Origin of the sequence: Lactobacillus mulieris (assembly GCF_007095465.1) — a bacterium.
Taxonomy (GTDB): Bacteria; Bacillota; Bacilli; order Lactobacillales; family Lactobacillaceae; genus Lactobacillus; species Lactobacillus mulieris.
The window spans coordinates 76,447-102,384 of sequence record NZ_SDGL01000007.1 but is presented as its reverse complement, the minus strand read 5'-3'; the positions used below and the strand labels follow the sequence as shown (position 1 = coordinate 102,384).

At 33.5% G+C, this 25,938-nt stretch carries 29 protein-coding genes; 25 read left to right on the top strand and 4 right to left on the bottom strand.

Annotation, left to right across the window (positions count from 1 at the left end; all coding sequences use genetic code 11):
- Nucleotides 1–14 precede the first annotated feature (14 nt).
- Complete coding sequence (locus tag ETI37_RS04430; RefSeq protein ID WP_006586664.1) at nucleotides 15–230, top strand: hypothetical protein; 216 nt, start codon at nucleotides 15–17, stop codon at nucleotides 228–230.
- Between the two features lie 139 nt (nucleotides 231–369).
- Here ETI37_RS04430 and ETI37_RS04425 read toward each other — a convergent pair whose 3' ends face one another.
- Nucleotides 370–813, bottom strand: coding sequence for a MerR family transcriptional regulator (locus ETI37_RS04425; protein ID WP_006586665.1), 444 nt, complete (start codon nucleotides 811–813; stop codon nucleotides 370–372).
- Between the two features lie 103 nt (nucleotides 814–916).
- Between ETI37_RS04425 and ETI37_RS04420 the strand changes: the two genes are divergently transcribed.
- The 11 genes from ETI37_RS04420 to ETI37_RS07895 all read left to right on the top strand — a co-directional run bounded on the left by ETI37_RS04420 (nucleotide 917) and on the right by ETI37_RS07895 (nucleotide 12,311).
- A complete protein-coding gene (locus tag ETI37_RS04420; protein WP_006586666.1) occupies nucleotides 917–1,951 on the top strand; it encodes a zinc-binding dehydrogenase in 1,035 nt (344 codons plus the stop codon).
- 224 nt (nucleotides 1,952–2,175) lie between these two features.
- On the top strand, nucleotides 2,176–2,319 hold the full coding sequence (locus ETI37_RS07805) for a hypothetical protein (protein WP_155103754.1): 144 nt from the start codon (nucleotides 2,176–2,178) through the stop codon (nucleotides 2,317–2,319).
- Between the two features lie 618 nt (nucleotides 2,320–2,937).
- Complete coding sequence (locus ETI37_RS04415) at nucleotides 2,938–4,113, top strand: pyridoxal phosphate-dependent aminotransferase (RefSeq protein ID WP_034535758.1); 1,176 nt, start codon at nucleotides 2,938–2,940, stop codon at nucleotides 4,111–4,113.
- Nucleotides 4,114–4,321: 208 nt separating this feature from the next.
- Nucleotides 4,322–5,920, top strand: coding sequence for a bacterial Ig-like domain-containing protein (locus tag ETI37_RS07865; RefSeq protein WP_006586669.1), 1,599 nt, complete (start codon nucleotides 4,322–4,324; stop codon nucleotides 5,918–5,920).
- Between the two features lie 405 nt (nucleotides 5,921–6,325).
- Nucleotides 6,326–7,204 (top strand): LysR family transcriptional regulator, encoded by an 879-nt coding sequence (locus tag ETI37_RS04395; protein ID WP_006586670.1) that lies wholly within the window; start codon nucleotides 6,326–6,328, stop codon nucleotides 7,202–7,204.
- A 101-nt stretch (nucleotides 7,205–7,305) separates the two neighbouring features.
- Nucleotides 7,306–7,485, top strand: a complete 180-nt coding sequence (locus tag ETI37_RS04390; RefSeq protein ID WP_006586671.1) for a CsbD family protein — start codon at nucleotides 7,306–7,308, stop codon at nucleotides 7,483–7,485.
- Between the two features lie 449 nt (nucleotides 7,486–7,934).
- Nucleotides 7,935–9,389: a DASS family sodium-coupled anion symporter gene (locus tag ETI37_RS04385; protein WP_006586672.1), complete on the top strand. Its 1,455-nt coding sequence runs from the start codon at nucleotides 7,935–7,937 to the stop codon at nucleotides 9,387–9,389.
- A gap of 195 nt (nucleotides 9,390–9,584) precedes the next feature.
- Complete coding sequence (locus ETI37_RS04380) at nucleotides 9,585–10,658, top strand: AEC family transporter (protein ID WP_143458395.1); 1,074 nt, start codon at nucleotides 9,585–9,587, stop codon at nucleotides 10,656–10,658.
- A gap of 19 nt (nucleotides 10,659–10,677) precedes the next feature.
- Nucleotides 10,678–11,673: an NAD(P)-dependent oxidoreductase gene (locus ETI37_RS04375; protein WP_143458396.1), complete on the top strand. Its 996-nt coding sequence runs from the start codon at nucleotides 10,678–10,680 to the stop codon at nucleotides 11,671–11,673.
- A 12-nt stretch (nucleotides 11,674–11,685) separates the two neighbouring features.
- Nucleotides 11,686–11,874, top strand: a complete 189-nt coding sequence (locus ETI37_RS07900; protein ID WP_224783256.1) for a GntR family transcriptional regulator — start codon at nucleotides 11,686–11,688, stop codon at nucleotides 11,872–11,874.
- A 68-nt stretch (nucleotides 11,875–11,942) separates the two neighbouring features.
- Nucleotides 11,943–12,311, top strand: coding sequence for a GntR family transcriptional regulator (locus ETI37_RS07895; protein WP_244285213.1), 369 nt, complete (start codon nucleotides 11,943–11,945; stop codon nucleotides 12,309–12,311).
- A gap of 427 nt (nucleotides 12,312–12,738) precedes the next feature.
- Here ETI37_RS07895 and ETI37_RS04365 read toward each other — a convergent pair whose 3' ends face one another.
- Together ETI37_RS04365 and ETI37_RS04360 are read right to left on the bottom strand one after the other, a co-directional pair.
- Nucleotides 12,739–13,692 carry a 1-phosphofructokinase family hexose kinase gene (locus ETI37_RS04365; RefSeq protein ID WP_143458397.1) on the bottom strand — a complete coding sequence of 318 codons (954 nt, stop codon included), beginning with the start codon at nucleotides 13,690–13,692 and terminating at the stop codon, nucleotides 12,739–12,741.
- 21 nt (nucleotides 13,693–13,713) lie between these two features.
- Complete coding sequence (locus ETI37_RS04360) at nucleotides 13,714–14,475, bottom strand: DeoR/GlpR family DNA-binding transcription regulator (protein WP_167494284.1); 762 nt, start codon at nucleotides 14,473–14,475, stop codon at nucleotides 13,714–13,716.
- Nucleotides 14,476–14,648: 173 nt separating this feature from the next.
- Between ETI37_RS04360 and ETI37_RS04355 the strand changes: the two genes are divergently transcribed.
- Genes ETI37_RS04355 through ETI37_RS04335 form a run of 5 tightly spaced genes read left to right on the top strand, consistent with a single transcriptional unit; the run spans nucleotide 14,649 to nucleotide 17,911 of the window.
- The gene (locus ETI37_RS04355) at nucleotides 14,649–15,104 is read left to right on the top strand and encodes a PTS sugar transporter subunit IIA (protein ID WP_143458399.1); all 456 of its coding nucleotides are present in this window, start codon (nucleotides 14,649–14,651) and stop codon (nucleotides 15,102–15,104) included.
- A gap of 26 nt (nucleotides 15,105–15,130) precedes the next feature.
- On the top strand, nucleotides 15,131–15,451 hold the full coding sequence (locus tag ETI37_RS04350) for a PTS sugar transporter subunit IIB (RefSeq protein ID WP_143458400.1): 321 nt from the start codon (nucleotides 15,131–15,133) through the stop codon (nucleotides 15,449–15,451).
- A 29-nt stretch (nucleotides 15,452–15,480) separates the two neighbouring features.
- Nucleotides 15,481–16,845 (top strand): PTS galactitol transporter subunit IIC, encoded by a 1,365-nt coding sequence (locus ETI37_RS04345; protein WP_143458401.1) that lies wholly within the window; start codon nucleotides 15,481–15,483, stop codon nucleotides 16,843–16,845.
- A gap of 6 nt (nucleotides 16,846–16,851) precedes the next feature.
- Nucleotides 16,852–17,118, top strand: coding sequence for a hypothetical protein (locus ETI37_RS04340; RefSeq protein ID WP_143458402.1), 267 nt, complete (start codon nucleotides 16,852–16,854; stop codon nucleotides 17,116–17,118).
- Nucleotides 17,119–17,137: 19 nt separating this feature from the next.
- Nucleotides 17,138–17,911: a class II aldolase/adducin family protein gene (locus ETI37_RS04335; protein WP_143458403.1), complete on the top strand. Its 774-nt coding sequence runs from the start codon at nucleotides 17,138–17,140 to the stop codon at nucleotides 17,909–17,911.
- A gap of 80 nt (nucleotides 17,912–17,991) precedes the next feature.
- Here the strand turns inward: ETI37_RS04335 and ETI37_RS07955 are convergent, their stop codons facing one another.
- A complete protein-coding gene (locus ETI37_RS07955; protein WP_162501148.1) occupies nucleotides 17,992–18,183 on the bottom strand; it encodes an IS3 family transposase in 192 nt (63 codons plus the stop codon).
- A gap of 279 nt (nucleotides 18,184–18,462) precedes the next feature.
- Here ETI37_RS07955 and yhfZ point away from each other — a divergent pair, with 279 nt between their 5' ends.
- The 8 genes from yhfZ to ETI37_RS04290 are packed head-to-tail and all read left to right on the top strand — an operon-like array spanning nucleotide 18,463 to nucleotide 25,850.
- Nucleotides 18,463–19,380 (top strand): GntR family transcriptional regulator YhfZ, encoded by a 918-nt coding sequence (yhfZ, locus tag ETI37_RS04325; protein ID WP_143458404.1) that lies wholly within the window; start codon nucleotides 18,463–18,465, stop codon nucleotides 19,378–19,380.
- A gap of 10 nt (nucleotides 19,381–19,390) precedes the next feature.
- Nucleotides 19,391–19,753 (top strand): PRD domain-containing protein, encoded by a 363-nt coding sequence (locus tag ETI37_RS04320; protein WP_143458405.1) that lies wholly within the window; start codon nucleotides 19,391–19,393, stop codon nucleotides 19,751–19,753.
- A gap of 1 nt (nucleotide 19,754) precedes the next feature.
- Nucleotides 19,755–20,117 carry a DUF2620 domain-containing protein gene (locus tag ETI37_RS04315; RefSeq protein ID WP_143458406.1) on the top strand — a complete coding sequence of 121 codons (363 nt, stop codon included), beginning with the start codon at nucleotides 19,755–19,757 and terminating at the stop codon, nucleotides 20,115–20,117.
- Between the two features lie 52 nt (nucleotides 20,118–20,169).
- Complete coding sequence (locus tag ETI37_RS04310; protein ID WP_370511144.1) at nucleotides 20,170–21,459, top strand: YhfT family protein; 1,290 nt, start codon at nucleotides 20,170–20,172, stop codon at nucleotides 21,457–21,459.
- A gap of 11 nt (nucleotides 21,460–21,470) precedes the next feature.
- On the top strand, nucleotides 21,471–22,367 hold the full coding sequence (locus ETI37_RS04305) for a phosphotriesterase family protein (RefSeq protein WP_143458408.1): 897 nt from the start codon (nucleotides 21,471–21,473) through the stop codon (nucleotides 22,365–22,367).
- A complete protein-coding gene (locus tag ETI37_RS04300; RefSeq protein ID WP_143458461.1) occupies nucleotides 22,363–23,457 on the top strand; it encodes an aminotransferase class V-fold PLP-dependent enzyme in 1,095 nt (364 codons plus the stop codon). Before ETI37_RS04305 ends, ETI37_RS04300 begins: the two co-directional genes overlap by 5 nt.
- On the top strand, nucleotides 23,458–24,624 hold the full coding sequence (locus tag ETI37_RS04295; protein ID WP_143458409.1) for an alanine racemase: 1,167 nt from the start codon (nucleotides 23,458–23,460) through the stop codon (nucleotides 24,622–24,624).
- Nucleotides 24,624–25,850 (top strand): phosphopentomutase, encoded by a 1,227-nt coding sequence (locus ETI37_RS04290; RefSeq protein ID WP_143458410.1) that lies wholly within the window; start codon nucleotides 24,624–24,626, stop codon nucleotides 25,848–25,850. The genes ETI37_RS04295 and ETI37_RS04290 overlap by 1 nt, the downstream gene beginning before the upstream one ends.
- The last annotated feature ends 88 nt before the right edge of the window (nucleotides 25,851–25,938 follow it).

Genomic DNA, 25,938 nt, shown 5'->3' with positions numbered 1-25,938 from the left:
AAAGGAGAAACCTTATGAGAACAGCAGAATTACGTATGAAGGAAGAAACAGCAGTAGCAAGAAGAGAAGAGCAAAAGAACACGGTGAAGGCTCTAACAGCTACAATCAAAGAAATGAGACCAGAGGTTAATGAGTCAGATTTGTTTAGACAAATCAAGAAGTCTGTTGGTTCAAAGTTTAGCTTAAGCGATGCGGAAATTATGGATATAATCCGTCAAAATTTGAAATAAGCTTGTTAATGAGAAACCATATAAGAATAGCAGAAGTGATAGTGATTAATTTTGCTACAATAGTTATTGATGACATTAACGATTTGTTTGGAAAAACAAAAATATAAACAAAAATTCCTGAGATTTTCTCAGGAATTTTTTAATGACTTAATTCATAAGCTTTCTTGACTGGTGTTGGCATATCTTTTTGAGCAATTTTAGTTTGCAATTCAGCTTCGTCTTTGACTTTTTGATCAATGAGTTGGTCGTAATACCAGCATTTAAAATCAAGCATGGCTTTAGTTGCTTGAAGTTTTTTTATTTCATCTTCAATTTCACTGCGTTGCTTGAGGAATAATTCTTGTCTTAATTTATATGTTGAACTTCCTTCACGGCACCAGTCAAAATATTGCTTGATATCCTTAATTTCTAAGCCGGATTTTTTCATGCAAGCAATTACCCGTAAACATTCTAATTCAGCTTCAGTGAAAATACGTTGATTGCCCTTTCTTTGCATGTCTGGAAAAAGGCCTTCTTTATCATAATAACGCAAGGTAGAAATTGGCAAATCAAACATTTTTGCTACTTGACCGATAGAGTACATTAAAAACCTCCAAAAAATAAATACTTTTACTTGACCTAAAGTTAGGTTTAGGTACTAAAATAATAACAACAAATCAGAAAAAAAGCAAATAGGAGGCTTACTTATGAAAGCAGCAATTTTTAAAGAAAAAGGCAAGATGGAAGTTGTCGAAAAAGCAATGCCAGAATTAAGTTTTGAAGATAGTGCAATTATTAGAACAGTTAGAGCGAGTGTTTGTGGCAGTGACTTATGGTTCTTTAGAGGAATTGATCAAGTAGAAGCTGGTAATGTTACAGGTCACGAAGCAATTGGAATTGTTGAAAAAGTAGGCCCTGCTGTCAAGAATATTAAACCAGGTGACTTTGTAATTGCACCATTTGTTCATGGATGTGGACATTGTGCAGCATGTTTAGCTGGATTTGAAGGAGAATGTCAAAATAATCCAGCACCATTTAACAATCATTTTCAAGCTGAATATTTTGAATACAATAATGCAAATTGGGGATTGGTTAAAATTCCAGGCAAGCCGGAAGATTATTCTGATGAAGAACTTGCTAGCTTCCAAACTTTGGCCGATGTAATGCCAACTGGTTTTCATGCTGCGAAAATGGCAAGGGTCAAGAAAGGCGACACCGTAGTTGTTCTTGGTGATGGTGCAGTTGGCTTGTGTGCAATTTTAAGTGCTAAGTTTTTAGGTGCTAAGAAAATTATTTCAACTAGCCGACATGCAGATAGAGAGGCATTAGCTCGTGAATTTGGTGCAACAGATAATGTTGCCGTTCGAGGCGATGAAGGCGTTAAGCAAATTCGTAAATTAACTAATGGTGCAGGAGCTGATGCTGTTTTAGAATGTGTTGGTAGTGAATTATCAATGGATACTGCTGTTAAAGTTGCTCGAGCTGGGGCAATGATTGGTCGAGTTGGAGTGCCACATGATGAAAAATTAGATTCTAATCAATTATTCTTTGGCAATTTAGGAATTCAAGGCGGCCCTGCTTCAGTTACCACTTGGGATAGAAAATACTTGCTTGATGCAGTTTTAAAGCATGAAATTAATCCAGGTCGTGTCTTTACTGCACAATTTAAACTTGATGATATCCAAAAAGCTTATGAAGTTATGGATCAAAGAAAAGCAATTAAATCTCTTTTAGTATTTTAGTGAATTAACAAACAACGACGCTTGGTATTCCTGATGAGTGTCGTTATTTTTTTGTATCAAAAACACTTGTTCGCAATCTCTATATCCTGTAAAATCATATATTGGAGCTTAGTTAAGGCGTCTTCTTCTGACTGTTTTATTTTTGACAGGTGGTAGAAAGTAGATGATGCAAATGATTCCAATCGTTGCATTAACGAAATCTATTGAGAGGAGGAAGTGTTTTTTTGATAGAATGGCTAATGCTGCTGGTTGCAGCGAGTCAGTTTGCCTTGAATTGGTACATCTTTTATGACCAAAAGAGGACACAAAAAAACAACCGTCTTAGCTCTGGCAAGCTGATGGTTGTTTTGATTGTAATTAAAAAATAAAACAGCCGGAAGTGACGCTTAAGCTCTAGAGGTATCATCGCAAGTGATACCTCTTTTTTTCACTTTCGATAATTCAATTGTAAAGTGTAGAAAATTATAAGTCAATGATTTTTATCGAAAACACTTGTTCGCAGCGTCTATATCCTGTAAAATCATACATTGGAGCTTAGTTAAGGCGTCTTCTTCTGACTGTTTTATTTTTGACAGGTCGTAGAAAGTAGGTGATGCAAATGATTCCAATCGTTGCATTAACGAAATCTATTGAGAGGAGGAAGTGTTTTTTGATAGAATGGCTAACGCTACTAGTTGCGGTGAGTCAGTTTGCCTTGAATTGGTACATCTTTTATGACCAAAAGAGGACACAAAAAAACAACCGTCTTAGCTCGGCAAAGCTGATGGTTGTTTTTATTGTAATAAATACTAAAAAATAAAACAGCCGGAAGTGACGCATAAGCTCCAGAGGCATCATGGCAAGTGGTGCCTCTTTTTTCACTTTCGATACCTTAATTTTAAAATGGCAGAAATGATTAGTCAATTAAAACCTAATTTTTTCTCCCAGAAATAAAGCTATGATATAATTTAGCAAATAAAGTTAATTAGATTAGTGTGGGAATAAAAATGAAATTATCAAAAAGAATTCAAACAGTTACTCCATCAGCTACGATGGCTTTATCAAGTCGTGCTAAAGAATTGGCAATGCAAGGTAAAGATGTAATTAATCTTTCAATTGGTGAGCCTGATTTTAATACTCCGAGTTTTATCGGCCAAGCGGCTATTAAGGCAATTAGCGAGAACCTGACAGATTCATATACGCCAGCAGGTGGATTACCAGAACTTAAACAAAAAATTGCTGAAAGAATTAATTCTGAACACAAGACTAAGTTTTCAAGTCAAAATATTGCAGTAACTACTGGAGCCAAGTATGCATTATATGCCTTGGCCCAAGTTTTACTTAATCCAGGGGATGAAGTTTTGATTCCTTTGCCATACTGGGTTTCATATGGTGAACAAGTAAAGTTAGCGGGAGCTAAGCCAATTTTTGTTAAGCCAGAAAAAGGTTTAAAAGTAACTCCAGCTGACTTACAAAAATATACGCACAATGCTACCAAGATGTTGATTATTAACTCACCTAATAATCCTTCAGGACAGGTTTATACCAAAGCTGAATTGATTGCAATTGGGAAATGGGCTGCTGAGCGACAAATAACAATTATCGCTGATGATATTTATGGCAAACTCATTTATAATCAGACCCAATTTACTTCACTTCTTGATTTAGATGATGATATTAGACAGAATGTTATTTTAGTAGATGGATTAAGCAAAACGTACGCAATGACTGGTTGGCGAGTCGGTTATATTGCTGGTGATAGTAATTTAATCACTGCTCTTAATTCCTTTCTTAGTCATTCAACCAGCAACTTGTCGGCGGTTAGTCAGTATGCAGCCCTTGCAGCTTTAACAGGTGAGCAAGCTTGCGTAGAAAATATGCGTCAAGAATATGAAAAACGGTTAAATATTTTAGCTCCATTACTAGATGGGGTAGAAGGTTTTAAGCTAATTGAAAAACCACAAGGAGCTTTTTACTTTTTCCCAGATATTAGTGAAGCTTTGAAGTTAACTGGTTACAAAACTGCAAATGATTTTGCCTTAGCTTTACTTGAAAAAGAAGGAGTAGCTACAGTTCCAGGGGAAGCCTTTGGTTATCCAGAACATCTCCGAATTAGTTATGCAGCTGACTTAGATAGAATTAAAGAAGCAATTAATCGCATGAAGAAGTTTGTTAATAAATAAGCAAAAAGCCAACCTTTTAGGTTGGCTTTTATAATTAATAAATCTTTTATTATAAGTAAATCAAATCATTATCTACTATTTTCTTGGATATCCTAGTTGTATATATCATTTATAGGGGAGAGAAGTAGATTATGAAAAATAACTTGTTTAGACGAAATACTGCAATGGTGTTAACTAGCTTAGTTTTATCAGCGGGAGTTGTTACAGCATGCCTAAGCAAGCTTTAGCAGAAAGTAATGAAAGTGCAACAAGTACAGAAAAACAAGGAGCAAGCCTGGTTAATAATACAGGGGTAGGTGTATATTCTGAAGAGCATGCAGGCTTAAAACATGGTACAGCAATTCAGACCAATCAAAATCCCGAGCTGCAATCAACTAGTTCATCAATCCTTGATTTAGATAAATCACAAGGGAAATTTTATGCACTAGCTAATGTCGAGAATACTACAGATCAAGAACAGCATTTTGTGCAAGCTATTGTCTTACCAAGGTTTTACAAGGGAAGTAATTCAGATATTAATAAAGTCGATGTTGTTTTAGATGCTAATCAAGTGTCAGAGAACGGCTTAAGTTTTGGACTAAAAAATGAAAAAGTGCAATATGCTATTAAACCTGGCAAATATAGAAATTTAGATAGATTAGCAAGAGAAAATCCCGGTTTTACCTGGGATCAAATAATTGGAATAAAAATTGATGCATATTTAGCTCCAAAGCAGAATTTTTCAGGTAAAATTCCGCTTACTGTAGCTAACTATAATCAGATGCAAGATCAATTGTCAGCTTTAGCAAATAATAGTGCTGAAAATAGTATTATTTCTAATATTAATCTTCGTCAATTTTCTGTTGGTCAATCGTTTTATTACTATACAAATGGGGAAATTCAGACAACTTATGATGGTCATTTAACTGCTAGAGTTGGTAAAGAAGTGACCAAATTAGAAAAGATAATTTCACAAGCAAATCTAAAAAAATATCAAGCTAAAACTTTAGATTTTTCTGCTGATGGAACTAGAATTTACAGCTCTGTTCCTGCCAATATTCAAAGCTTACTACCTCCAATTACAGCTGAAGATTTCATTTATTATAATTTTGGTTCCAGTTATCCAGCAAGTGTAGCTTTGTATACTGATGGCATTTATGCTATAAAGATTAGGCCAATTTTTGATGCAATTAAAAACGCAGGCTATAGTGTAAATATTAAGCCTAATGGACATGAAATTTGGGAACAATACAAATATTCTGTTGCAAGTGATAGTAATTGGATTATTGATTATAGTGGTAGTGATGTTACGCCTGAAGAAAATCCTTTTTATGTTCAAGTCCAACAAATTTTTGATACCAAGGATATTACTATTCATGTTGGTGAAAATTGGACTAATAAAGATAATTTGCTAAAAGCAGAAGTCGTTACTTATGATCCAGCTACAATGGCTTTAACGTCAAAGCATGTTTTGACAGAAGCGGAATATGCGGTTGAAGATAATGTTAACACGAATAAGGCAGGTGTATATTCTGTAAAGTATAGCTATAAAATCAATGATAATGATATAGTAACTAAAACTGCAAAAGTTACTGTACTTGATAAAGAAACGAAAGCAGAAGATTCAAGTTCATCATCAAGTAGCAGCTCAGAAAGTGTAAACTCATCGTCAGGAAGCAGTTCATCTAGTTATATAACAGATAAAACAGTATCACAAAAATCTGCTAAGCGATTGCCGGAAACAGGTACTACAACGGCATTAGCAATAGTAACTGGTACGATTGCAATAATTTGTTCAATTCTTCTCATTAAGAAAAATAAAAAGTAAAAAAATAGAGGATAGCTCGTGGGAGCTATCCTCTTTATATTTAGGGCCGTATCGTGGGAGTGATACGGGTTGGAGTGTAATCAATTATTGTAAGAAACTTGAATATGTGTATTAGGGTTCATTCGAGTAGGAAAATTTTATACCTGAAGGGATATAAACTATAAATGAATAAAAATACTTTCTAAATTGATTACACTATTATCATAAATGCTAAAAGGTGACTTCTTTATAAAAACAATGTATATATGCCAATTTTTTACTTATGAAAAAATGCACAAGCATATTAGTATGTATATAATACAAAATTCGATATAATTATAAATAATTAGGGGATACAATAAGAAAATAAATATTTCAAGAGCAGAGTTTTTAAGATAATTGATGTAAAGAAGGGAGAAAACCAGTGTGGGTTTGACATCATTGTTTGATTATCGCTTAAAAACGCTCGTTGTCTTAGTAAGAACTAAGTCTTTTACTTTAACGGCTAAGGAATTATTTATTTCTCAGCCGGCAGTTTCACAGCAAATTCATAGTTTAGAGAAAGATTTAGGTTTTAGATTATTTTATCGTTCAGGAAAAAGTATTGAATTAACAGCAAAGGCAAGAGAACTTGTTGCATATGTTCAGCGAATTAATTCTGATAGTTCTCGTGTTTTAGCTGAAATTCAGAAAGATGACAAAAAAAGATTATCGATTGGGGCTTCTTTATCATTAAGTAGCTTTTTATTACCCAATCTTCTTGCCAAAACAATTAATGACGAGAAAACACCTAAGGTGGATATTGCAAACACGAAACAGCTATTGGAAAAAATAAAGTTAGGAGAATTGGATTTTGCATTAATTGAAGGCAATTTTGATAAATCGGAGTTTGATTTTTTTAAACTTAGTGATTATCCGATGACTTTAGTAACTAATCCACGCACCTATCCTGTTGCACAATGGTCAGATATTTTAAAGCAGCCTTTATTTATCGGGATGGAGGGATGTGGTACTCGTGATATTTTTGAAAAGCTCTTGGCAGCACATAACTTTGCCTTATCAGATTTCAAAAACGTGATTGAAGTTGATAATCCAGTCACAGTTATTGAGATGTTAAAGCAAGGCGAAGGAGTTTCATTTTTGTATCGACAGTTAATTTGTGATGAATTGAAACGGAATGAGTTGTTAGAAATTACTGCAATTCCAGAATTTAACGTCGAGCATTCAATTAATTTAGTTTTTGCAAAGGGGAGTAGTTACAAAGAACGCTATCAGCAAATTGCAACTTTAGTGAAGCATCTATAAGAAACAATTATAGTTGAATAATTAACTTAAAAGATTAATCTTAACTTGGGGATGCATGATAGCACTATAAGTACTTATAAATAGGTTTAGGAGGTGGACATATGTCAGATAAGTTAACAGGCAAGGCTAAGGAAGTTGAAGGTAAGTTAACTGGTGATAAAGCAAGAGAAGCTCAAGGAAAAGCTGAAGGCTTGCTTGGTAAAGCCAAAGAAAAAATTAACGATGTAAAAGAAGATGTAAAGGATAAGGCTAAAGAAATCAAGGAAAAACTTGATGATTAAAGTTTAGCTAGTGCTCTGTTTAAAAATATTGACTCAATAACATCAATATAGCGGATTTTATTGGGTTATCTTTTCTTAATAAAAATCCACTTATTAAACAAAGGCTTTCTTTAAAAGAAAGTCTTTTATTTTTGCCTAAAAGATAGAATAATATAAGCAAAAGGCAAATATGTATAAATATATCTTATTAATAAATTAGCAAAGTAATGATAGAGTATTGTTAAGGTTAATATTTTAGAGACTCTCAGACTGAAATATAACCTTATTGTATTTCCAAAAGTCCACGTTGCATAATAATACCCCTACGTGGCATAAAATTGGCTCCTATCTATATTAGATAGGGGCTTTTTTATTATTTGCTAGCATTTTTATTAAGAGCGTTTTCATTTTAGGCCTTTTTTTGTTAAATTATAGATATATCTTTATTAGTATAAGTGGAGGATTTATGTATGGAAACATTTGAAAAAGTCAAATGGAAGCAATTTATTTTGCCAGTTGTAATTGGTTTGCTAATCTGGTTTATTGCGCCAGTTCGACCAGCTGGCATTAGTATTGATGCTTGGCATATGTTGGCAATTTTTATTGCAACAATTGTAGCTTGCATTACTCAACCAATGGCAATTGCGGGTGTAACTTTGATTGGTTTTACGATGACTGTTTGCTTGGGACTAGCGCCAATTGCTGATGTAATGAAAGATGGTAAAGTGATTCAAAAAGGGGCTTTAAGTGCTTTTTCCAATTCTTCAGCTTGGCTGATTGTCATGGCCTTTATGATCTCACGTGGAATTATTAAAACAGGTCTGGGCAGACGAATAGCCTTGTATTTTATCAAATGGTTTGGCAAAAAATCATTGGGCTTAGGTTATGCAATTGGAGCAATTGATTTGATTACATCGCCTGCGACTCCATCTAATGGAGCACGGGCAGGTGGAATTGTGTATCCGTTAATTAACTCTTTAGCTAATACTTTTGATTCACACCCTAATAATGATTCACGTAAAAAAATGGGTGCTTATTTGGTTTTTACTGAGTTTCAAACTAATGTAATAACTTCTTCAATGTTTATGACAGCTTGCGCCCCTAACTTAATTGCAGTTTCCTTAGCAAGTAAGGCTGGAATTAATTTAAACTGGATGGGCTGGCTTGCAGCTAGTGTTGTTCCAGCTGTGATTTGTTTATTAATTGTTCCATATTTAGTCTATAAGCTTTTTCCTCCACGAGTAAAAGAGACTCCAAATGCTAAAGAGTGGGCTAATGAACATTTGCAAGAGATGGGGAAGATGACTGCTCCAGAAAAAGTGATGGCCCTTATTTTTGCTGTTACATTGATTTTATGGATGCTATCAAGTTCAATTAAGCTTGATGCAACGGTAGTGGCCTTTATTTCCCTAACTTTGCTACTTTTATTTGGAATATTGAGTCCCAAAGATATCCTTAAAGAAACTGGAGCTTGGAATCTTTTAATTTGGTTATCAATTTTAGTCTTTATGGCAGGGAAATTAACCCAATTCGGCTTTATTGCCTGGTTATCAAAAGAGATTGAAGTAAGCGTTAAAGGGATGAATTGGCTTTTAGTCTTAGTGATTTTAGCTTTGATTTTATTTTACACGCACTACTTGTTTGCAAGTGCAACTGCTCATAATACGGCCATGTACTTGCCGCTTCTGATAGTTGCCGTTTCAGCAGGGGCGCCTAAAGTGTTAGCAGCACAATTCTTAGCAATGTTTTCTGCAATAATGGGTTCAACAACTCACTATTCAAGTCCTGCTTCATCGGTATTATCTGCTTCTGGTTATGTAACTCAAAAAGAGTGGTGGAACCTAAGCTTCATCTTCGGACTACTCTATATTTTAGTTTATGGCATAATTGGCTTACTTTGGATGAAGTTGATTGGTATGTGGTAGAAGTGGAATGTTTTAAATTGCTGATATGTTTCGTTTATTGGAACGGGATGTATTGGCTTTTTTGTTGCTGAGTTGACAGAAATTATAATCGTAAGATTGTGAATGTGATAATAATCACTATTAATTTTTGATAAAAAAAGACTAGAATACAAGTTGTATACAAGCAAAATATGCTAAAAAGAAGGTTTATATATTATGGATATTTTTTCAGCAATTGAGAAGACTTTCACTAACATGCCAATTGTTAGTGCTATAACTTCTACCATTTTTATTGTTTTACTAGGATATTATTTGCGTAGAAAGGGCGTTTTTGGTGAAAATTTCAATAAAGTTTTAACTAAAGTTGTTTTATCAGTGTCTGTTCCAGCCCTAGCTTTTAACTCTTTTATGCAACCCATCGATCAGAAATCAATGCATCAAGGGATGGGTGTCTTGGTTTGGGGGATTTTAATTTATATTATCTTTATCTTCTTAACTCCTTTACTCTACATAAATGAAAAGAAAGATCGGCGTGATACTATGGCAATTTTAACCACTTTCGGTTCAACTACTTTCTTTGGAATTCCGATTGTTGGTGCTATTTTAGGCCCTGAAGGGGTTATTTATAGTTCATTATTTAATATTGGCTATCGAATATTTTTATATTCATATGCTTATATTAAAATGAGTGGCTTGAAGATGACTGTTAAAAATATCGAAAAGATGTTCAAAAATACAATTGTTATTGCTACTTTCTTAGGTTTATTTATGTGGCTTTTCCAAAGCTATGTACCACAAGTCACAGTGCCAGCAATGAAGAATGGATTTGCGATTGGTGGAATGGCTCATGTAGCTTTTTATCGGATTGATCAAACCGCTGTCTGGTTATGGAAGCCACTTAATTACTTGGCTGGACTTGCTTCACCACTTGCGTGGCTGGCAATAGGGTGTACTTTGGGATCAATTCCATTTAAGGAAGTTGCTTCTAATAAGTTAAGTTGGTATTACTCATTTAATAAAGTTTTGCTTGTACCATTATTTAACTTGATTGTGCTACTTTTACTTGAAAGTGTTCATATCTTGAGTCTTAACTACGTTGCAATTGCTACAATTGTTATTATGATGGCAACACCAACCGCTGCTGTCGCATCAGCTTATGCGATTAACTACAACCGTAATGCGGTGCTTTCATCTAACGCTTCATTTTTATCGACTATTGTGGCAGTTGTTATGATGCCAGTCTGGATTGCTATTTTGTCAATTCTTAACCAAGTTGGTTTGTTTCATTAAATAGAAAGTGTACTATATTATGAAAATTGTTTGTTACGGTGTTCGTCCAATTGAAAAGCCTTATTTTGAAAAGTTAAACAAATATAACTATGACTTGAAATTAGTAGAAGAGTTTTTAACGCATGATAATGCTGATGAAGCTGAAGGCTGCGATGCGGTTTTGACTAGAGGAAACTGTGTTTGTGATCGAAAAAACCTTGAACAGTTCAAGAGTTATGGTATTAACTGGGTCTTCACGCGTTCAGTTGGCTATAATCACTATGATTTAGCTGCTGCGAAAGACTTAGGTATTACTATTGCGCGCGTGCCAAACTATTCACCATATGCAGTTGCTAACTTAGCTTTTGATTTAGGTGCAAGTATGGTACGGCATACCGTTGAAGCAATTCAAAGTGTTCATGGTGGCGATTTTACTATGCATCCAAGATTCTTTAGTAATGAATATCAAAAGTTAACAGTTGGTATTTATGGTGCTGGCAAGATTGGTGCAATTGAAGGTAAGCTTTGGAAGGCTATGGGAGCTAAGGTGTTGGCTTATGACCCATATCCAAGTGATTTTGCTAAGCAATATGTTGAATTCGTAAGCTCAGATGAACTTTTGAAAAAGTCAGACGTTGTTTCAATTCACGTACCATATTTCCCATGTAAGAATGAGAACTTAGTCAATGCAGATTTTTTGAAGAAGATGAAAAAGACAGCCTTCTTAGTAAATACTGCTCGTGGTGAATTAGGTGACACTAAGGCAATTAAAGCAGCAGTTGAAAGCGAAGAAATCGCTGGCTATGCCGCAGACGTTGTAATTGATGAAACAGAAATTATGGCGCACAAGTTTGCTAGCTTGGATGAGATTCCTAATGAAGATGTAAAAGAGCTCATGAAGCTATATCCAAGAGTGTTGCTTACACCTCATATGGGATCATTTACTGAACCAGCACTTGAAGATATGATTTCAATTAGTTTTGATAATTTCCACGAAATGAGTGAAAATGGGACTTGTAAAAACTTGGTGAAATAATGAGATGATTCGATGAGCTTGAAAGAACAGGCTTACTCATATATTAAAGAAAAAATCTTAAAAAATGATTTTGCTGCAGGCACTAGCTTATCAGAAAATAGCTTAACTAGTGAAATTGGTGTTAGTCGGACGCCGATTCGCGAAGCACTGGTCAGCTTGATGGGTGAAGGTTTAGTTAAGCAAGTTGGGGGGTATATTTAGTGACGCCATTAACTCATGAAAATGTGCAAGAAATCTATGAACTGCGGACGATGCTGGAGACATATTCTTTGCAAAAAACTATCAATTCAATTCCTACCGAAGAGTTGAATCAGTTGCTGGATGACTTTGACAAAGCTTTTGCTGATGGCGACTGGGATGAATATTTGCAGGTTGATATCCACTTGCACCGCTTAATTACTCATGTGGCTAATCGGCCAGTGTTAGCGCAGTTTCAACATATTATTCGTAGTCAGGTTGATCGCACTCGCTATATTAACGCTAATAGTCAGACACGGATGGCTCGTTCAATTGTTGAACACAAAGAAATTATCAAATGGATAAAAGAACGCAATTATCCAGAAGCAAAAAAGGCGCTAGAGTATCACTTGCAGCAAGTCTATCAAGAAGTAAAACTCAATTTGAATAACTTAAGATAAAGAAAAAAGTCGATTCATCTGATATAGCGCTATGAAAAAGCACTTATCAGAAAATAGATTCCATAAAAGATATAAATGCGCTATAATAAAAGCAACTAAGTTGAACATGCAAAAAGGGTACCTGCTACAACAGGTACCCTTTTTGCACTTTGAATAGTTTTTCATCTTTTCCTTTAGATATTGCCAGTTGGGATTATATTGTACTTGTCTTGGCTAGTTCTTTAGCTAGCTGAAATTCATATGTTTTGCATAATTTAAATTGAAAATTACATCTATATTTTTGCTTTTTATACTTTTTGAACTTGACGTGAAAACCTTGTCAATCAATGCAATAGTTATCTTCTTCATTATAAAAGCAATTAACCAATTTGGTTTTATCGTTTTTATATTTTTTGCTTATCATTTATTTTTTCCAGAAGCATCTAGTTTACTTCAATTTAGAAATATTAATTTCATTTTTGACTTTATTAAAAGTTTCCACATTAATGTAACCTGTCTTTATGTTTAGTGCGTTAGCTGTACCAGCAGCACAAGCATTCTTGATAACTCTTTCAATATCAAACTTTTTATCAATACCTGATAAGATGCCTCCTACCATTGAATCACCTGATCCCTCTGTATTAATTGGAGTTATCGGCTTATTGGAGGCAAAATAATATTCCTTATTATGCTTAATTAATGCGCCTTTTGAACCTAAAGAGATAAAAATTAATGGTATTTTTTCTAGCTTTTTATCATTGCACAAATGACTCAATAATATATCAATATTCGTTGTTACTGGAATATTCAAATATTCAGCAATTTCATGTTCATTTGGCTTTATTATGTCAGGTATGCAATTTTGTGACAATAATGAATTGATTATATTACCAGAACTATCAACTAAAACTTTGCAATTAGAATTAGCAGTACGTATGGCATTGATTAATTCAATGTAAAAATTATAATCTAGCCCCTCTGGTAAGCTGCCATTTATTGATATTGCAGAAATATCGCATTCCTTTATAGTCTTTATTATTTTGTCTTTAAGTTTCTGATAATAAGTAGGAGAAAGGGGTAGCCCATTTTCATTTATTTCAGTTTTTTTATCGCACTCATCTACAATTGTTAAGCAATTTCTAGTTTCTTTATTTGTTTCTATAAAACCAGATAAGTATTTGTCATTATCGGCTTCCTTTAAAATAAAGTTACCATTTTGACCACCAATAAAACCAGTTGCAACTGTTGGGGTTCCAAGTAATGAAGCAACTCTAGCAGCATTTATTCCTTTTCCACCAACCATTTTCTTTTCGACTTTAACTCTATTAAGACTGTTAGGTATTAACTTAGTTATTTTATATAATTTATCAACCGAAGGATTTACTGTAATTGTAACTATCATGATAAGCCTCATTCATATGTATTAAACAATCTTTGTGTACTTTGAATACTTATTTTTTAATTGGGGTTGAATTTCATTATCGGTAACTAACATATCGAAATTTGTTAAGCTTCTGAATGTAATAAGATCTGACCTATCTAATTTCGTATGATCAGCTACAATAATAGTTTTTTTGGAATGCAAAATGGCTTTATTTTGCAATGCACCTTCTGTATCAATGCTAGTTGTAACATTGTCATCTAAAATTCCGTTAGTTGAACATAATGCATAATCAATATTCAAGCCATCAAAAGTTCTTTCAGCTAAAAGCCCCAGAAATTCACCTGTGTTTTTATGTAGTTCTCCACCTGTAGATAATACTCGACTAGTTGTTGAAGCTAATCTTTCAAAAGCTGGAACACTATTAGTAATAAAGCTGATATTTTTATCTAATAAATATTCGATGGAATAAAGCAAAGTAGTACCTGCCCCTAAGAATATCGTTGAATTATTTGGGATTATCTCCGCCAGTTTTTTACCAATTTGCTTTTTTAGTGGTACATTAACATTTATTTTCTGTTGGGTAGAAAACTCAATATTTAAGTGCTTTTCATTAGGCTTAGCACCACCGAATGTTTTTTGTACTTCGTTTTTTTTAGCTAATTCAGTTAAGTCTCTTCTAATAGTTACTTCCGTAACTCCAATTTTTTGTGCCAAACTCTTAGTTGTAAGAAAGCCTGATTTAGCAAGTAAAAGAATGATTTTTTCTTGCCGCTCTTTTTTATGTAATACCAAGTAACTCATCTCGTTTCCATAATTTTGATTTCAAGTTTATTTTATCTCACGAACAAAAAATGTTCAAACTAAAACATTTTTTGTCCTTTTTAGCAAAAATATATTGACATCTTTTTTTTTTTTTTTTTTATTATGTAAGCGTAAACAAAGAACAAATTGAAACAAAGAGAGGGGGAGCAGAAATGAATTCAATGTTTAATACTGATTTGATTGATTTGGAGGTTGACGTACAAGATGAACAAGAGTTATTTGATTTGATTGGTGGTCGTGTAATTAAAAAAGAATATGCAACTTTAGGATATATTTCGGGTCTTGAGAAAAGAGAATTATCGTATCCAACTGGATTAAAATTTTCGAAAATATCAATCGCATTGCCACATGTTGATCCTAAGTACATAAAGAAAGCTTTTATCTATGTAGTTAAAACTAGAAAGCTACTAGATGTAAAGCAAATGGGTGACAGTAGTCAAATGTCATCAAGATACTTTTTGTTTTTGGGTCTTAAAAATGGTGCAGAGCAGCCTAAACTTCTTGCTAAAATAATGGCTGCTTTTCAAAATGACACCTTTGTAAACGCTTTCCAAGAAGCCGACAAAGAGAAGATGTATAAACTTCTAGTACACGAATTTGAAGAATAGGTTATATGAAAGATGAGGTATGTATTATGAAAACTATTTTAGTATGTTGTGGTTCAGGTGTTGCAACTAGTCCTCAAGTTTCTCAAAAGATTAACGATTTTCTAACGGACCAAGGACTTGATGGTGTAGCCAAAGCTACGCCAAAGCCAATTGAAACTGCTAAATCAACAGTTGAAAATGATCCAAGCATTATCGCATATATTGGTATTGCTCCAGCAGATGAAGAATTGCAGGAAGTACTTGATGAACATGATGTTTATTCAACAGTTGGTCTACCATGGTTGACAGGAATGGGTCAAGATGATGCAAATGAAAAGATTAAAGAAGTAGTTGAGAACAATCAATAACTCGTTGCTTTTAAAGGAGATGAGATTTCATGGATTGGAATAGCGTTGTTCAAGGTATATTGGGAGTTGGCTCACAAGTATTAATTCCGATTTTTATTATTATTCTTGGCTTAATTTTCGGAATGAAGCCAAGTAAAGCGATTCTCTCAGGACTTTATTTAGCCACTGTTTTTATTGGAATGTCAATGGCTATTACTCAATTAACTACCGCTGTTAGTCCAGCAGCTAAGTCTTTGGCAAAATATACTAGTATTAATCTTCCATCAGTTGACTTTGGCTGGCCTGGTGCTGCTGCGATAACTTGGGCGTGGCCAATGGCGTTTATATTTTTTGCCGTTGAAATTATTATTAACCTAGTGATGCTTCTTGCTAAATGGACTAAGACATTAAATGCAGATATGTGGAATGTTTGGGGGATAGCACTAACTGCTTACATGGTTTATTCAGTTTCAGGTTCAATGGTTTGGGCATTTATCTGTGCAGGCATTCAAATTGTTATTATGCTAAAACTTGGTGACATGTGGATTGACGAAATTAAAAACGACTTTGGCTTACCAGGTGTCACTACTACTCATATTGAAGCATTTACAGCAACTATCATGTTCCCTATTAACTGGCTGATGAACTACATCCCTATATTTAATAGAAAATGGGATGCACGTGATTTAAAAAAGAAGATTGGTATTCTTTCAGAACCAGTTGTAATGGGTGCTATTATCGGGTTGATTCTAGCATTAGCAGGTCGCTACAGTATTGGTGATGCACTAAACTTAGCTGTTACAGTTGGTGCAGTAATGGCAATCTTCCCACCAATGGCTAAATTCTTTATGGATGCTTTAACCCCATTTGGTACCCAAATGAGTAATTTCATGAAGAAGCATGTTAAAGGTTGTGAAGTTGTTATAGGTTTGGATTGGCCTATTTTGGGACAATCTACAGAACTTTGGGTAACAATGGTATTGATGATTCCAGTTTCAATTATCTATGCTGCTATTTTACCAGGTAATACCGTTTTACCTATTGCAGGTGTGATTAATTATTGTATAGGTGTAGGTGGATTGCTTCTTACAGGTGGTAATTTACTTAGAATGATTGTCTTAGGTATTATTTATGAACCTATGTTTCTATATGGTGCTAGTTACTTTTCAAATATATTTACTAAGCTTGCCACTGAAACTAAAGCAGCAAAGGTTCCAGCTGGCTCACATGTCACTTGGAGTTCAATTGAAGCACCTGATTTAAGATTTTTATTTGCACAAGCTGGTAAATTTAATATTATTGCAATTATTGGGTTAGTAACACTACTTGCATTATTTATTCTTCTATATAGATACATGAAAAAGAATCCATTACCTGCCAAGCGCTATGAATCTTTTGAAAAAGAAGCAAAGTAAAACATTATGAAAAAGATAATTAATACAAAATACTTTTGGACGTTTGTGTGTTTTGTGGCTTTTGCAATTTTCACTACATCATTAATTACTGGAATATGGTGGATAAATATATTTACCATGATACTTGGATTAATCTTTAAGTATCATGGAGATAATATCGTATTTCCTCAATATGCTAGAGTGCACAAAGAGCGTAAAGAAAAGTTGCAGGAAATGTTAGAAAAGCGTCAAGAAAAAAATTGTAATTATCTACGTAATAAACGCAAAAAGTAAGTTAGGGGGTAAAGGTTATATGATGATTCCAAAAGGTAGAATCCCATTTGAATTTGAACGTGAAGATTTAGCTAAAGTAGTTAGAACAGTCATGGAAAGACGAGATACTAACATTGCTGGTGGTAATATTAGTATTCGTGTTCATGATGAAAATGGAAAAGAATACTATGTAATGACACCTACTATGATGTCGGAAGCTTATTTGGGGCATTTGACTGCTGATCAGATTTTAGTAATAGAACCACATACTAGAAAAATTGTTTCAGGTACTGGTAATCTTACACGAGAAATTAATATGCATGAAGCTATTTACGATTTAAGCCCAGATATTAAGTGCGTATTTCATGCACACAGTGATCAATCAATGTTCTGGGCAACAACTGGATTAAGTATGCCCAATATCACTGAAGCTACTCAGAAGCTTAAAGAAATCAAGACGTTAAAGTGGCATCCAGCATGTACTGAAGATTTAGCTCAATATATGTCAGGTATTATTAAAGAACGAGTTCAAGCAGGCCAATTAAGAAATGGATTCTTGTTAAACTCACATGGCATACTTTTCACTAATGGTGGAAAAGAAATGGACCCATTAACGGCATTACATGCTTCACTTGCGGATGCAGATACTACAGAATGGAATGCTAAAATTGCGTATAAGCAAACTGTTCTTATTTCTAAAGGCTTGTTAGATGGCTATTATGGTGAAGATACAAAAATTGGCACTTGGGATGAAGTAAAAGCGGGGCAAGCCCTTTACAACAAGCAAATGATTGCAAATGAAAATGGAGATTAATAATAAGGCATTCTTTATTTTTGCATTGAAACACTTAATCTATAAAAATGAAGTTAACCCCTGAAACTGGACGTTAATTTCTAACAATATTTCTTTAGGGCTTGATTTCGATATTCAATCGGAGTCAGGCCTTTTAATGTATGCCGAATTCTTTCACAATTATAATACCTAATCCATTTATTCATAGCTTTAATTAGTTCTCTTTTGGTTTTAAAGTGCTGAGTATTGTATGCTATAATAGTAAAGAAGAGTGATTTTTTGCATGTTCTCACAAGGGCATGAGAAGAAAAAGAAGGCAGACTAATGTTTGTCTTCTTTTTTCTATAATAATATGTTTTATCGAAAGCATTGACTTGTATATACGAAAATATAAACTTTATTTAATTATCTTAAAAAGTGTTGATAATCCTGGTCGTGTAAACCTTATCATATCAGGCCTTTTTTATTTTTAATTTAGGTAGGATTTTTATGATTGACAATTAAGTTAAATTATACGATAATGTAAGCGTATTCAATATACGGTATTTTGAATATTTAAAGGAGGCTTATTTGTGATCTCACAACAAATGAGAATGTTGGGACTAGCCTTGATGTTTTTAGCAAAGAAATATTTCATAATGAGGCCTCATGATAGGGTGCCAACAGTTCAAGAATTAAGCAAAGAAGCTGGTATATCTTTGGGTACTATGCAGACTGCCAGAGATATTCTAAAAAAAGAAGGAGCTGTTTTAACAGTTTCAAAAGGACATTTAGGTACATATATTGAAAAGATAAATCATAAAAAATTACTACTTTACTTAAAAAATTCGGATATTGTCGGATCTTTGCCATTACCATATACAAAGAAATATGAAGGATTAGCTACGGCTATTTATCAATCCTTTTTGAATAGTGATATGCCTGTAAATCTCTTTTATATGAATGGTAGCAAGCATCGTTTATCAGGGCTTAAAGAGGGAAGAAGTGACTTTATTATTACATCTGGATTGACTGCTAATTATTTAGTAAAACACAATCCAAATCTTGAAATATATTTAAAGTTACCCAAAGGAACTTATGTAAGTACTCACGTCTTAATTTTTAAAAAGGGTAAAAAACCTGAAATTAAGGATGGAGCCAAAATCGGAGTCGATGAAAATTCGATTGATTATGTCCTATTGACTAAAAGCATTCTAGAGCAGCATAAAATTCATCTTGTTCCAATGCCATATAACCAAATTGTGAAGAATATTATTAATGGTGTCATAGATTATGCAATTTGGAATAAAGATGAAATTATTGAGCAAAATTATCCAGTTAGCTATCAAGAATTATCTGATGTTGCAACTGTTGAAGCTTCTGAAGCTGCTATTGTAGGAAAGCAAAATAATGTCTTTGTTAAAACAATTCTAAGAAAGACACTCTCAACTAAGCACTTAGTACTGACACAGAATAAAGTTATTTCTGGAGAAGTATTACCAGTTTATTAGGTTTAAGGGGATGATAGGTTTGCTAACCGAGACAAAAGAAAAAATTGAAGTTTTGAAAAAAGCAGAAAAGGCGGATGATAAAGGAATTCGGTTTATTCAAGAGATAGAGAAAGATTTTAAAAATTCTAATCCATATAAAGTTGAAATGCTTTTAATTCACTTATTAATGGTTTTTGAAAGAGCAAAAAACAATGAAACTGTTGATACAATGCCCGAAGAACTTTGGCAACAAATAACTCATAAAAAGAGTTTTTCTAAAGCTAATAAATATTGGAAGTCCATTCAAGATAGAGTACCTTACAAAATAAATGAATCAGAAAAGCAGTATGTAATCATGCATTTAGTAAATGTTATTTCGGAAGGAAATGATTAATATGATTAAAGTCGTAATTGGTGGCCAAATGGGTAAAGATGAGATACACAAGGATTTATTAAACTTGCTAAGTAAAAAAGATATTGAAGTGAAAATCTTAAGTGATCTTGATGCTGCAATGGCGATTCAAAATAATGAAGCTGATTTTTATATTGGTGCTTGTGAAACGGGGGCTGGGGGAGCTTTGGCAATGGCAACCGCTTTATTAGGTAGTGATAAAACTTTGACAGTTGCATCCCCAACTAATGTATTGTCTCAAAAAGAAATCGAACAAGGGGTAAAAGAAGGAAAAGTTGCATTTGGATTTACTTTTAATTCTAAGGATAGAGTATTGCCTATGATTGTAAAGGCTTTGTCTTTATAATTTTTAAATTCAATATTCAATATTTAGAATATTTAAGAAAGGGCTTATAAATATGGTTACGATAATAAATTATATCCTTATCGCATTAGTTGGTGGGGTAGGATCAGTATTAGCAAATAAAGGGATAGCAGTATTTAATGATGGTCTTCGACCCATTTTACCTGAATATTTTGAAAATAAAATTAATCGTAAGGAATTAGCCGTAACATCATTTGGACTTAGTTTTGGTTTAATTATTGGATTCGGTATACCAGTATCAATTGGATCAACAATTTTAGTAGCACACAGTGTTTTGCTGGCCTGTGATATTTTTGGGACTTGGACACCACATAATAAATGGGGGTCAGTAATTGCGTTTGGTGCAGGTGCAGCTTATGGTGCAGGTTTACTCCTGGGCTTATCTTGGATTGTTAAGTTATTCGCAATGCTTCCATTTAATTTCTTTGGTGCTTTATCATTACTTGGTAGTCCAATTCTATTAGCATTTTGTGCATTTCCTGCAATTGCAGTAGCAAGTCAACATAATTACAAAAAAGGAATTATTACTTTCCTTTGGACATTTGCTACTTATATTTTAATTAATAAGTTTGGGACTTTTGTCTTTAGTAAAAATATCAAAATAACTTTAAATGCAATTGGTATGGCCTTGTTAGTAGCGATGATTTGTATGATTTATTATGCTGCAAAGATACAAGGACAACAGGGTGCTAATGCAAATCTTGTAAATATTTTTTCAAACAGAGTAAAAAGAATTAAAAGTAACTGGATTTGGTTATCACTTATGGGTGGTTTAATTACTGCAGCATCAAGTGAATTGATTTTAGCTGTTGATGTTTTACCTCAACAACTATTAGTAAAAGGACAAGTTGGAGAAGCTGCAATTGCAACTTTTGCTAGAGCGATTGGATTTATCCCATTAGTATTTTCAACTGCTATTGTTACAGGTGTATATGGCATGGCAGGTACGACAATAATTTTTGCACTTGGCTTGCTTCTTAAAGGACAACCAATTGTTGCCTTTATTGCTGGTGCAGTTTGGATGTGGATAGAAGTTCAGGCATTAGGAGCAACTGCTAAGGGGATGGATAAATTCCCTGGTTTGAGAGATATGGGGGAACATATTCGTACTTCATTGGTTGAAACTATATCTATTTCACTTTTGATTGGAGCAGCTATAGCCTGCAACAAAATGGCTCCAAATTTAGGATTCTTTTGGGTTATTGGAATTTGGATTTTAAATAAAAAACTTCCGAAGCCACTTGTTAATATGGCAGTTGGACCAGTTGCAACTATTTTATTTGGTTTATTGTTAAATATTTTAAGAGTGATGCAACTCTTTTAGGACTGAAAAAAATGAGTAAATTAGTACCAGGCATAGTTTATGCACATGAACATATACCAATTGACCGCTCTGAGGTTATTGAAAATGAAGATACGCTGTTAGATTCAAAAGATTTAATTATTGAAGAATTTAAGGATTTATATGCAAAAGGAGTTAGAAATGTAATCGAAGCCACTTGTAGAGGAATAGGTAGAAATGTTGCGTACGCAGAAGATGTTGCTAAAAAGACAGGGATTAATATAGTCCAAACAACTGGCTGGTATCAATCCGCCTTCCTTCCAATTGAAGTTTATAGATTATCTGTTACACAATTAGTGGAAATGATGATTAATGATATTGAAGTAGGAATAAAAGGAACAGATATCAAGGCAGGTGTAATTGGGGAAATAGCAACGTCAAAAAACAAATGGACTGAACAAGAAGAAAAAGTTTTTAAAGCATCAGTAATTGCAAGTAAAGAAACCCATACTCCAATAATGACCCATACTTCAATAGGTACTTTAGGTCATGAACAAGTTAGATTCTTTGAAAGGGAAAAGGCTTATTTGCCCAAAATAATTATTGGACATGTTGATTTAACTGGAGACCCACAATATATATTAGATATGCTTAAAACAGGTATTAATGTTGAAATTGATACTATTGGTAAAAATAATTATATGCCAGATCAGACCCGTGTAAATATTATTAAAGCAATTGAAAAAGCTGGTTATGTTGACCAAGTTGTAATGTCTATGGATATTACTCGAAAATCACATTTAAAAGCAAATGGTGGTAATGGATATGCATACTTATTGGATACTTTTGTTCCTATGCTAAGAAAATCCGGGGTTTCAGATGCTTTTATTCATAAGATGCTTATTGAAAATCCTCAAAGGATTTATGGAGAAGGTAACTGGAATGATTAAAAAATTTAAAACTTATCCATTAGAAAGTATTTCTCCTGGTGATGCTTTAAAAAAACAGTGGAAATTAGTAGATTGTTTGACGAAAGAATTCTCAGGCAAAGAGATAATTACTAGAGGTGATTTAGGTGTAGTACCGGACTTTAATGAGCCATTAACCACACGAAAAGCTGAAAAAAGCATAGCATCTTTTTTTGGCACAGAAGATGCCATTTTAGTCAGAGGCTCTGGAACTGGTGCAATTAGAAGTGCATTGCATGTTGTAATAAATTCTGGGGAAAAGATATTAATTCATAAAGCGCCCATTTATCCAACAACCAAAGTTTCATTTGATATGTTGGGAATAGAGACTTTAAGTGTAAATTTTAACGAACTAAAAACGGAAAAGCTTCCAGAAAACATACAGGCTATCTTAATACAATTCACTAGGCAAAAACCAGATGACAGTTATTCAATGGCCGAAGTTATTAGTGCATTAAAAAGTAAGTATCATGATGTACCTATCATAACTGATGATAATTATGCTGTAATGAAAGTCCCAAAGATTGGGGTTGAATTAGGAGCTGATTTGAGTTGCTTTTCTACATTCAAATTATTAGGTCCGGAAGGTGTTGGATGCATTGTAGGTAAAAGAAAATATATTGAAATAATCAGAAAGGAAAACTACTCAGGTGGGTCACAAGTTCAGGGACATGAAGCTTTGGATGTCTTAAGAGGTTTGGTGTATGCTCCTGTTGCTTTAGCTAATCAAGCTAAAGTGGTAGTTGAATTAAAAAAAAGACTTAATAATGGTGAAGTCCCATATGTGAAAAAAGCTTATATTGCAAATGCACAATCTAAAGTTTTACTAGTTGAGTTTGAACATCCCATTGCACAAAAATTATTAAAGCATGTTGTTAAATATGGAGCAGCCCCTAATCCTATTGGAGCTGAATCCAAATATGAAATTGTACCAATGATTTATCGTGTTTCCGGCACCTTTAAGGAATTTGATGCAGACTTACTTAATACAACTATTAGGATAAATCCTTACAGAACAGGCCCTGATACTATAATTAGAATTCTTAAGCAAAGTATTAAAGAGGTGATATAAATGTTTTTAAGTTCATTAGAACAATACAATCCTTCTTTGATTTCTGTGGCCGTAAACTTACATAAAACTGGCCAAATTCTACCTGATACTTATGTAATTGATTTAGAAGCACTAAAAAATAATACTAAAAAGATTGTTAATGTTGCTAAAAAAAATAATATCGAATTGCTGTATATGACTAAGCAATTAGGAAGAAATCCTGTAATTGCTAAAACTATAGAAGAAGCTGGTATTCCTTATTCTGTAGCAGTTGATTTTAGAGAAGCTGAAATGTATATGGAAAATCATCTACATATTGGCAACGTGGGCAATTTGGTTCAATGCCCAAGATTATTAGTTGAAAAGATTTTAAATTATGGGACTAAGTATGTAACTGTATATTCAATTTCTAATCTTAAATATATAAATGATGTCGCTAGAAAATTAGGGATTATTCAAAAAGTCCTTTTAAAGGTTATAGGTGAAAACGATGAACTATATCCTGGTCAAGTTGGAGGCTTAACATTAAAAGAATTAGATAATAATTTTGATGAAATTGTTTCTTTAAAATACATTCAGCTGTCAGGAATTACTGTATTTCCTGCATTACTCTATAATCATAAAGTTAATAAAATAGAGCCAACTTCTAGTTTAAAAACTGTAAATGACGTTAAATTAATATTTAAGAAGCATAACTATCCAATGAATGTTCTTAGCCTCCCTTCAGCAACTTGTTGTGATTCAATTCCACTTATTAAAAAATTAGGTGGAACTGAAGGAGAACCAGGTCATGGACTTACAGGGACTACCCCTATGCACGCTTTCAACAAGGAACCTGAAATTCCTGCTTATTGCTATGTTAGCGAAATATCACACAATTTTAAAAAACATTCTTACTTTTATGCAGGAGGATTTTATAGACGGGGACATTTGAAAAACGCATTAGTATTTGAAAATGACAAAGAAAAGACAGCCAGTGTTTTACCATTCGATGATGAAAGTATTGATTACTATTTGGAATTGAATCAACCATTTAAGGAAGGGTCTACTGTTATTACAGCATTTAGGACACAAATCTTTGTTACAAGAAGTTCAGTTGCATTAGTTGATGGAATTACATCTGGTAAACCAAATTTAATAGGGATTTTTGATAGTCAAGGTAGACCTTTACCAGAGGGGATGAAATAATGAGCAAATTTGGAATAATTGTTTTAGATGGGGTTGGAGTTGGAGCAATGAAAGACGTTGCTCAAGTTCGACCTAATGATGTAGGTGCGAATACAGCATTAAATATAGTAAAAGCAGAGCCCAATATTGATATTCCTAACCTTGAAAGACTAGGCCTAATGAATGCAATTGGAGTAGAGCGAGGGCATCATCTTTTTTCACCAGATGCCAATTGGGGTACTGCAAACCTAATACATCAGGGTGCTGATTCTTATTTAGGACATCAAGAAATAATGGGGTCGAAACCTCCACTACCTTTATTGCAACCTTTTAATGAAGTTATAGATCAGGTGGAAGCTCAGTTAAAAAAAGATAAATTTAAAGTTGAAAGATATGGAGAATTAGGATTACAAATATTGGTTGTAAATGATTCAGCAACCGTAGCAGATAATTTAGAAGCTGATCCAGGACAAGTTTATAATATTACTGCAACTTTAGATAAAATGCCTTTTTCTGAAATCACAAGATTAGGAGAGTCCGTAAGAAAAGTAGTAAAAGTTTCAAGAGTTATAGCTTTTGGAGGAAGAGATGTAAAGATTCAAGATATTTTAAATGCCCGTCATATTAAGAATGGTAAATATGTAGGAATTTCAGCCCCTGAATCAGGGGTCTATAAAAAAGATTATCATGTTGTTCATTTGGGCTATGGGATAAATCCTAACGTACAATTATCGAGTATTTTAATAAAACATGATATTGATGTTGCATTAATAGGTAAAGCTTCGGATATTATCAGATGTAATACACAAAGACGTTTTCCAGGTGTTGATACTAATTATTTATTTGATAGATTTATTGAACAAGCAAATGATATAAAAGATGGTCTTATTTTTATGAATATTCAGGAAACAGATTTAGCTGGGCATTCACAAGATACAGAAACATATACTAAAGTTCTTGAAACAGTCGATCGTTGTTTGTTGAAAGCAGAAAAGGAGTTTACCGGTGAAGATATCTTAATCATTATGGCTGATCATGGAGATGATCCAACAATAGGTCATTCACAACACACTAGAGAAAAAGTACCTTTACTTATTTATAAAGAAAATGTATTTCACAAATATGTTGGCGAACGCTTAACACTTTCTGATGTAGGTGCTACTGGAGCAGACTTCTTTGGAGTAGAAAAGCTAGAAAATGGTAATAGTTTCTTAAATAGAATAAATGGTGGTTCAAAAATATCATAATGTTAATAAAAATCCTCTTCCTAGTAAGGTAAAAGATAGTTTTGAATAAGATTTTTAAAAAGGTAAAATTCCAATATCCTAATGTGAA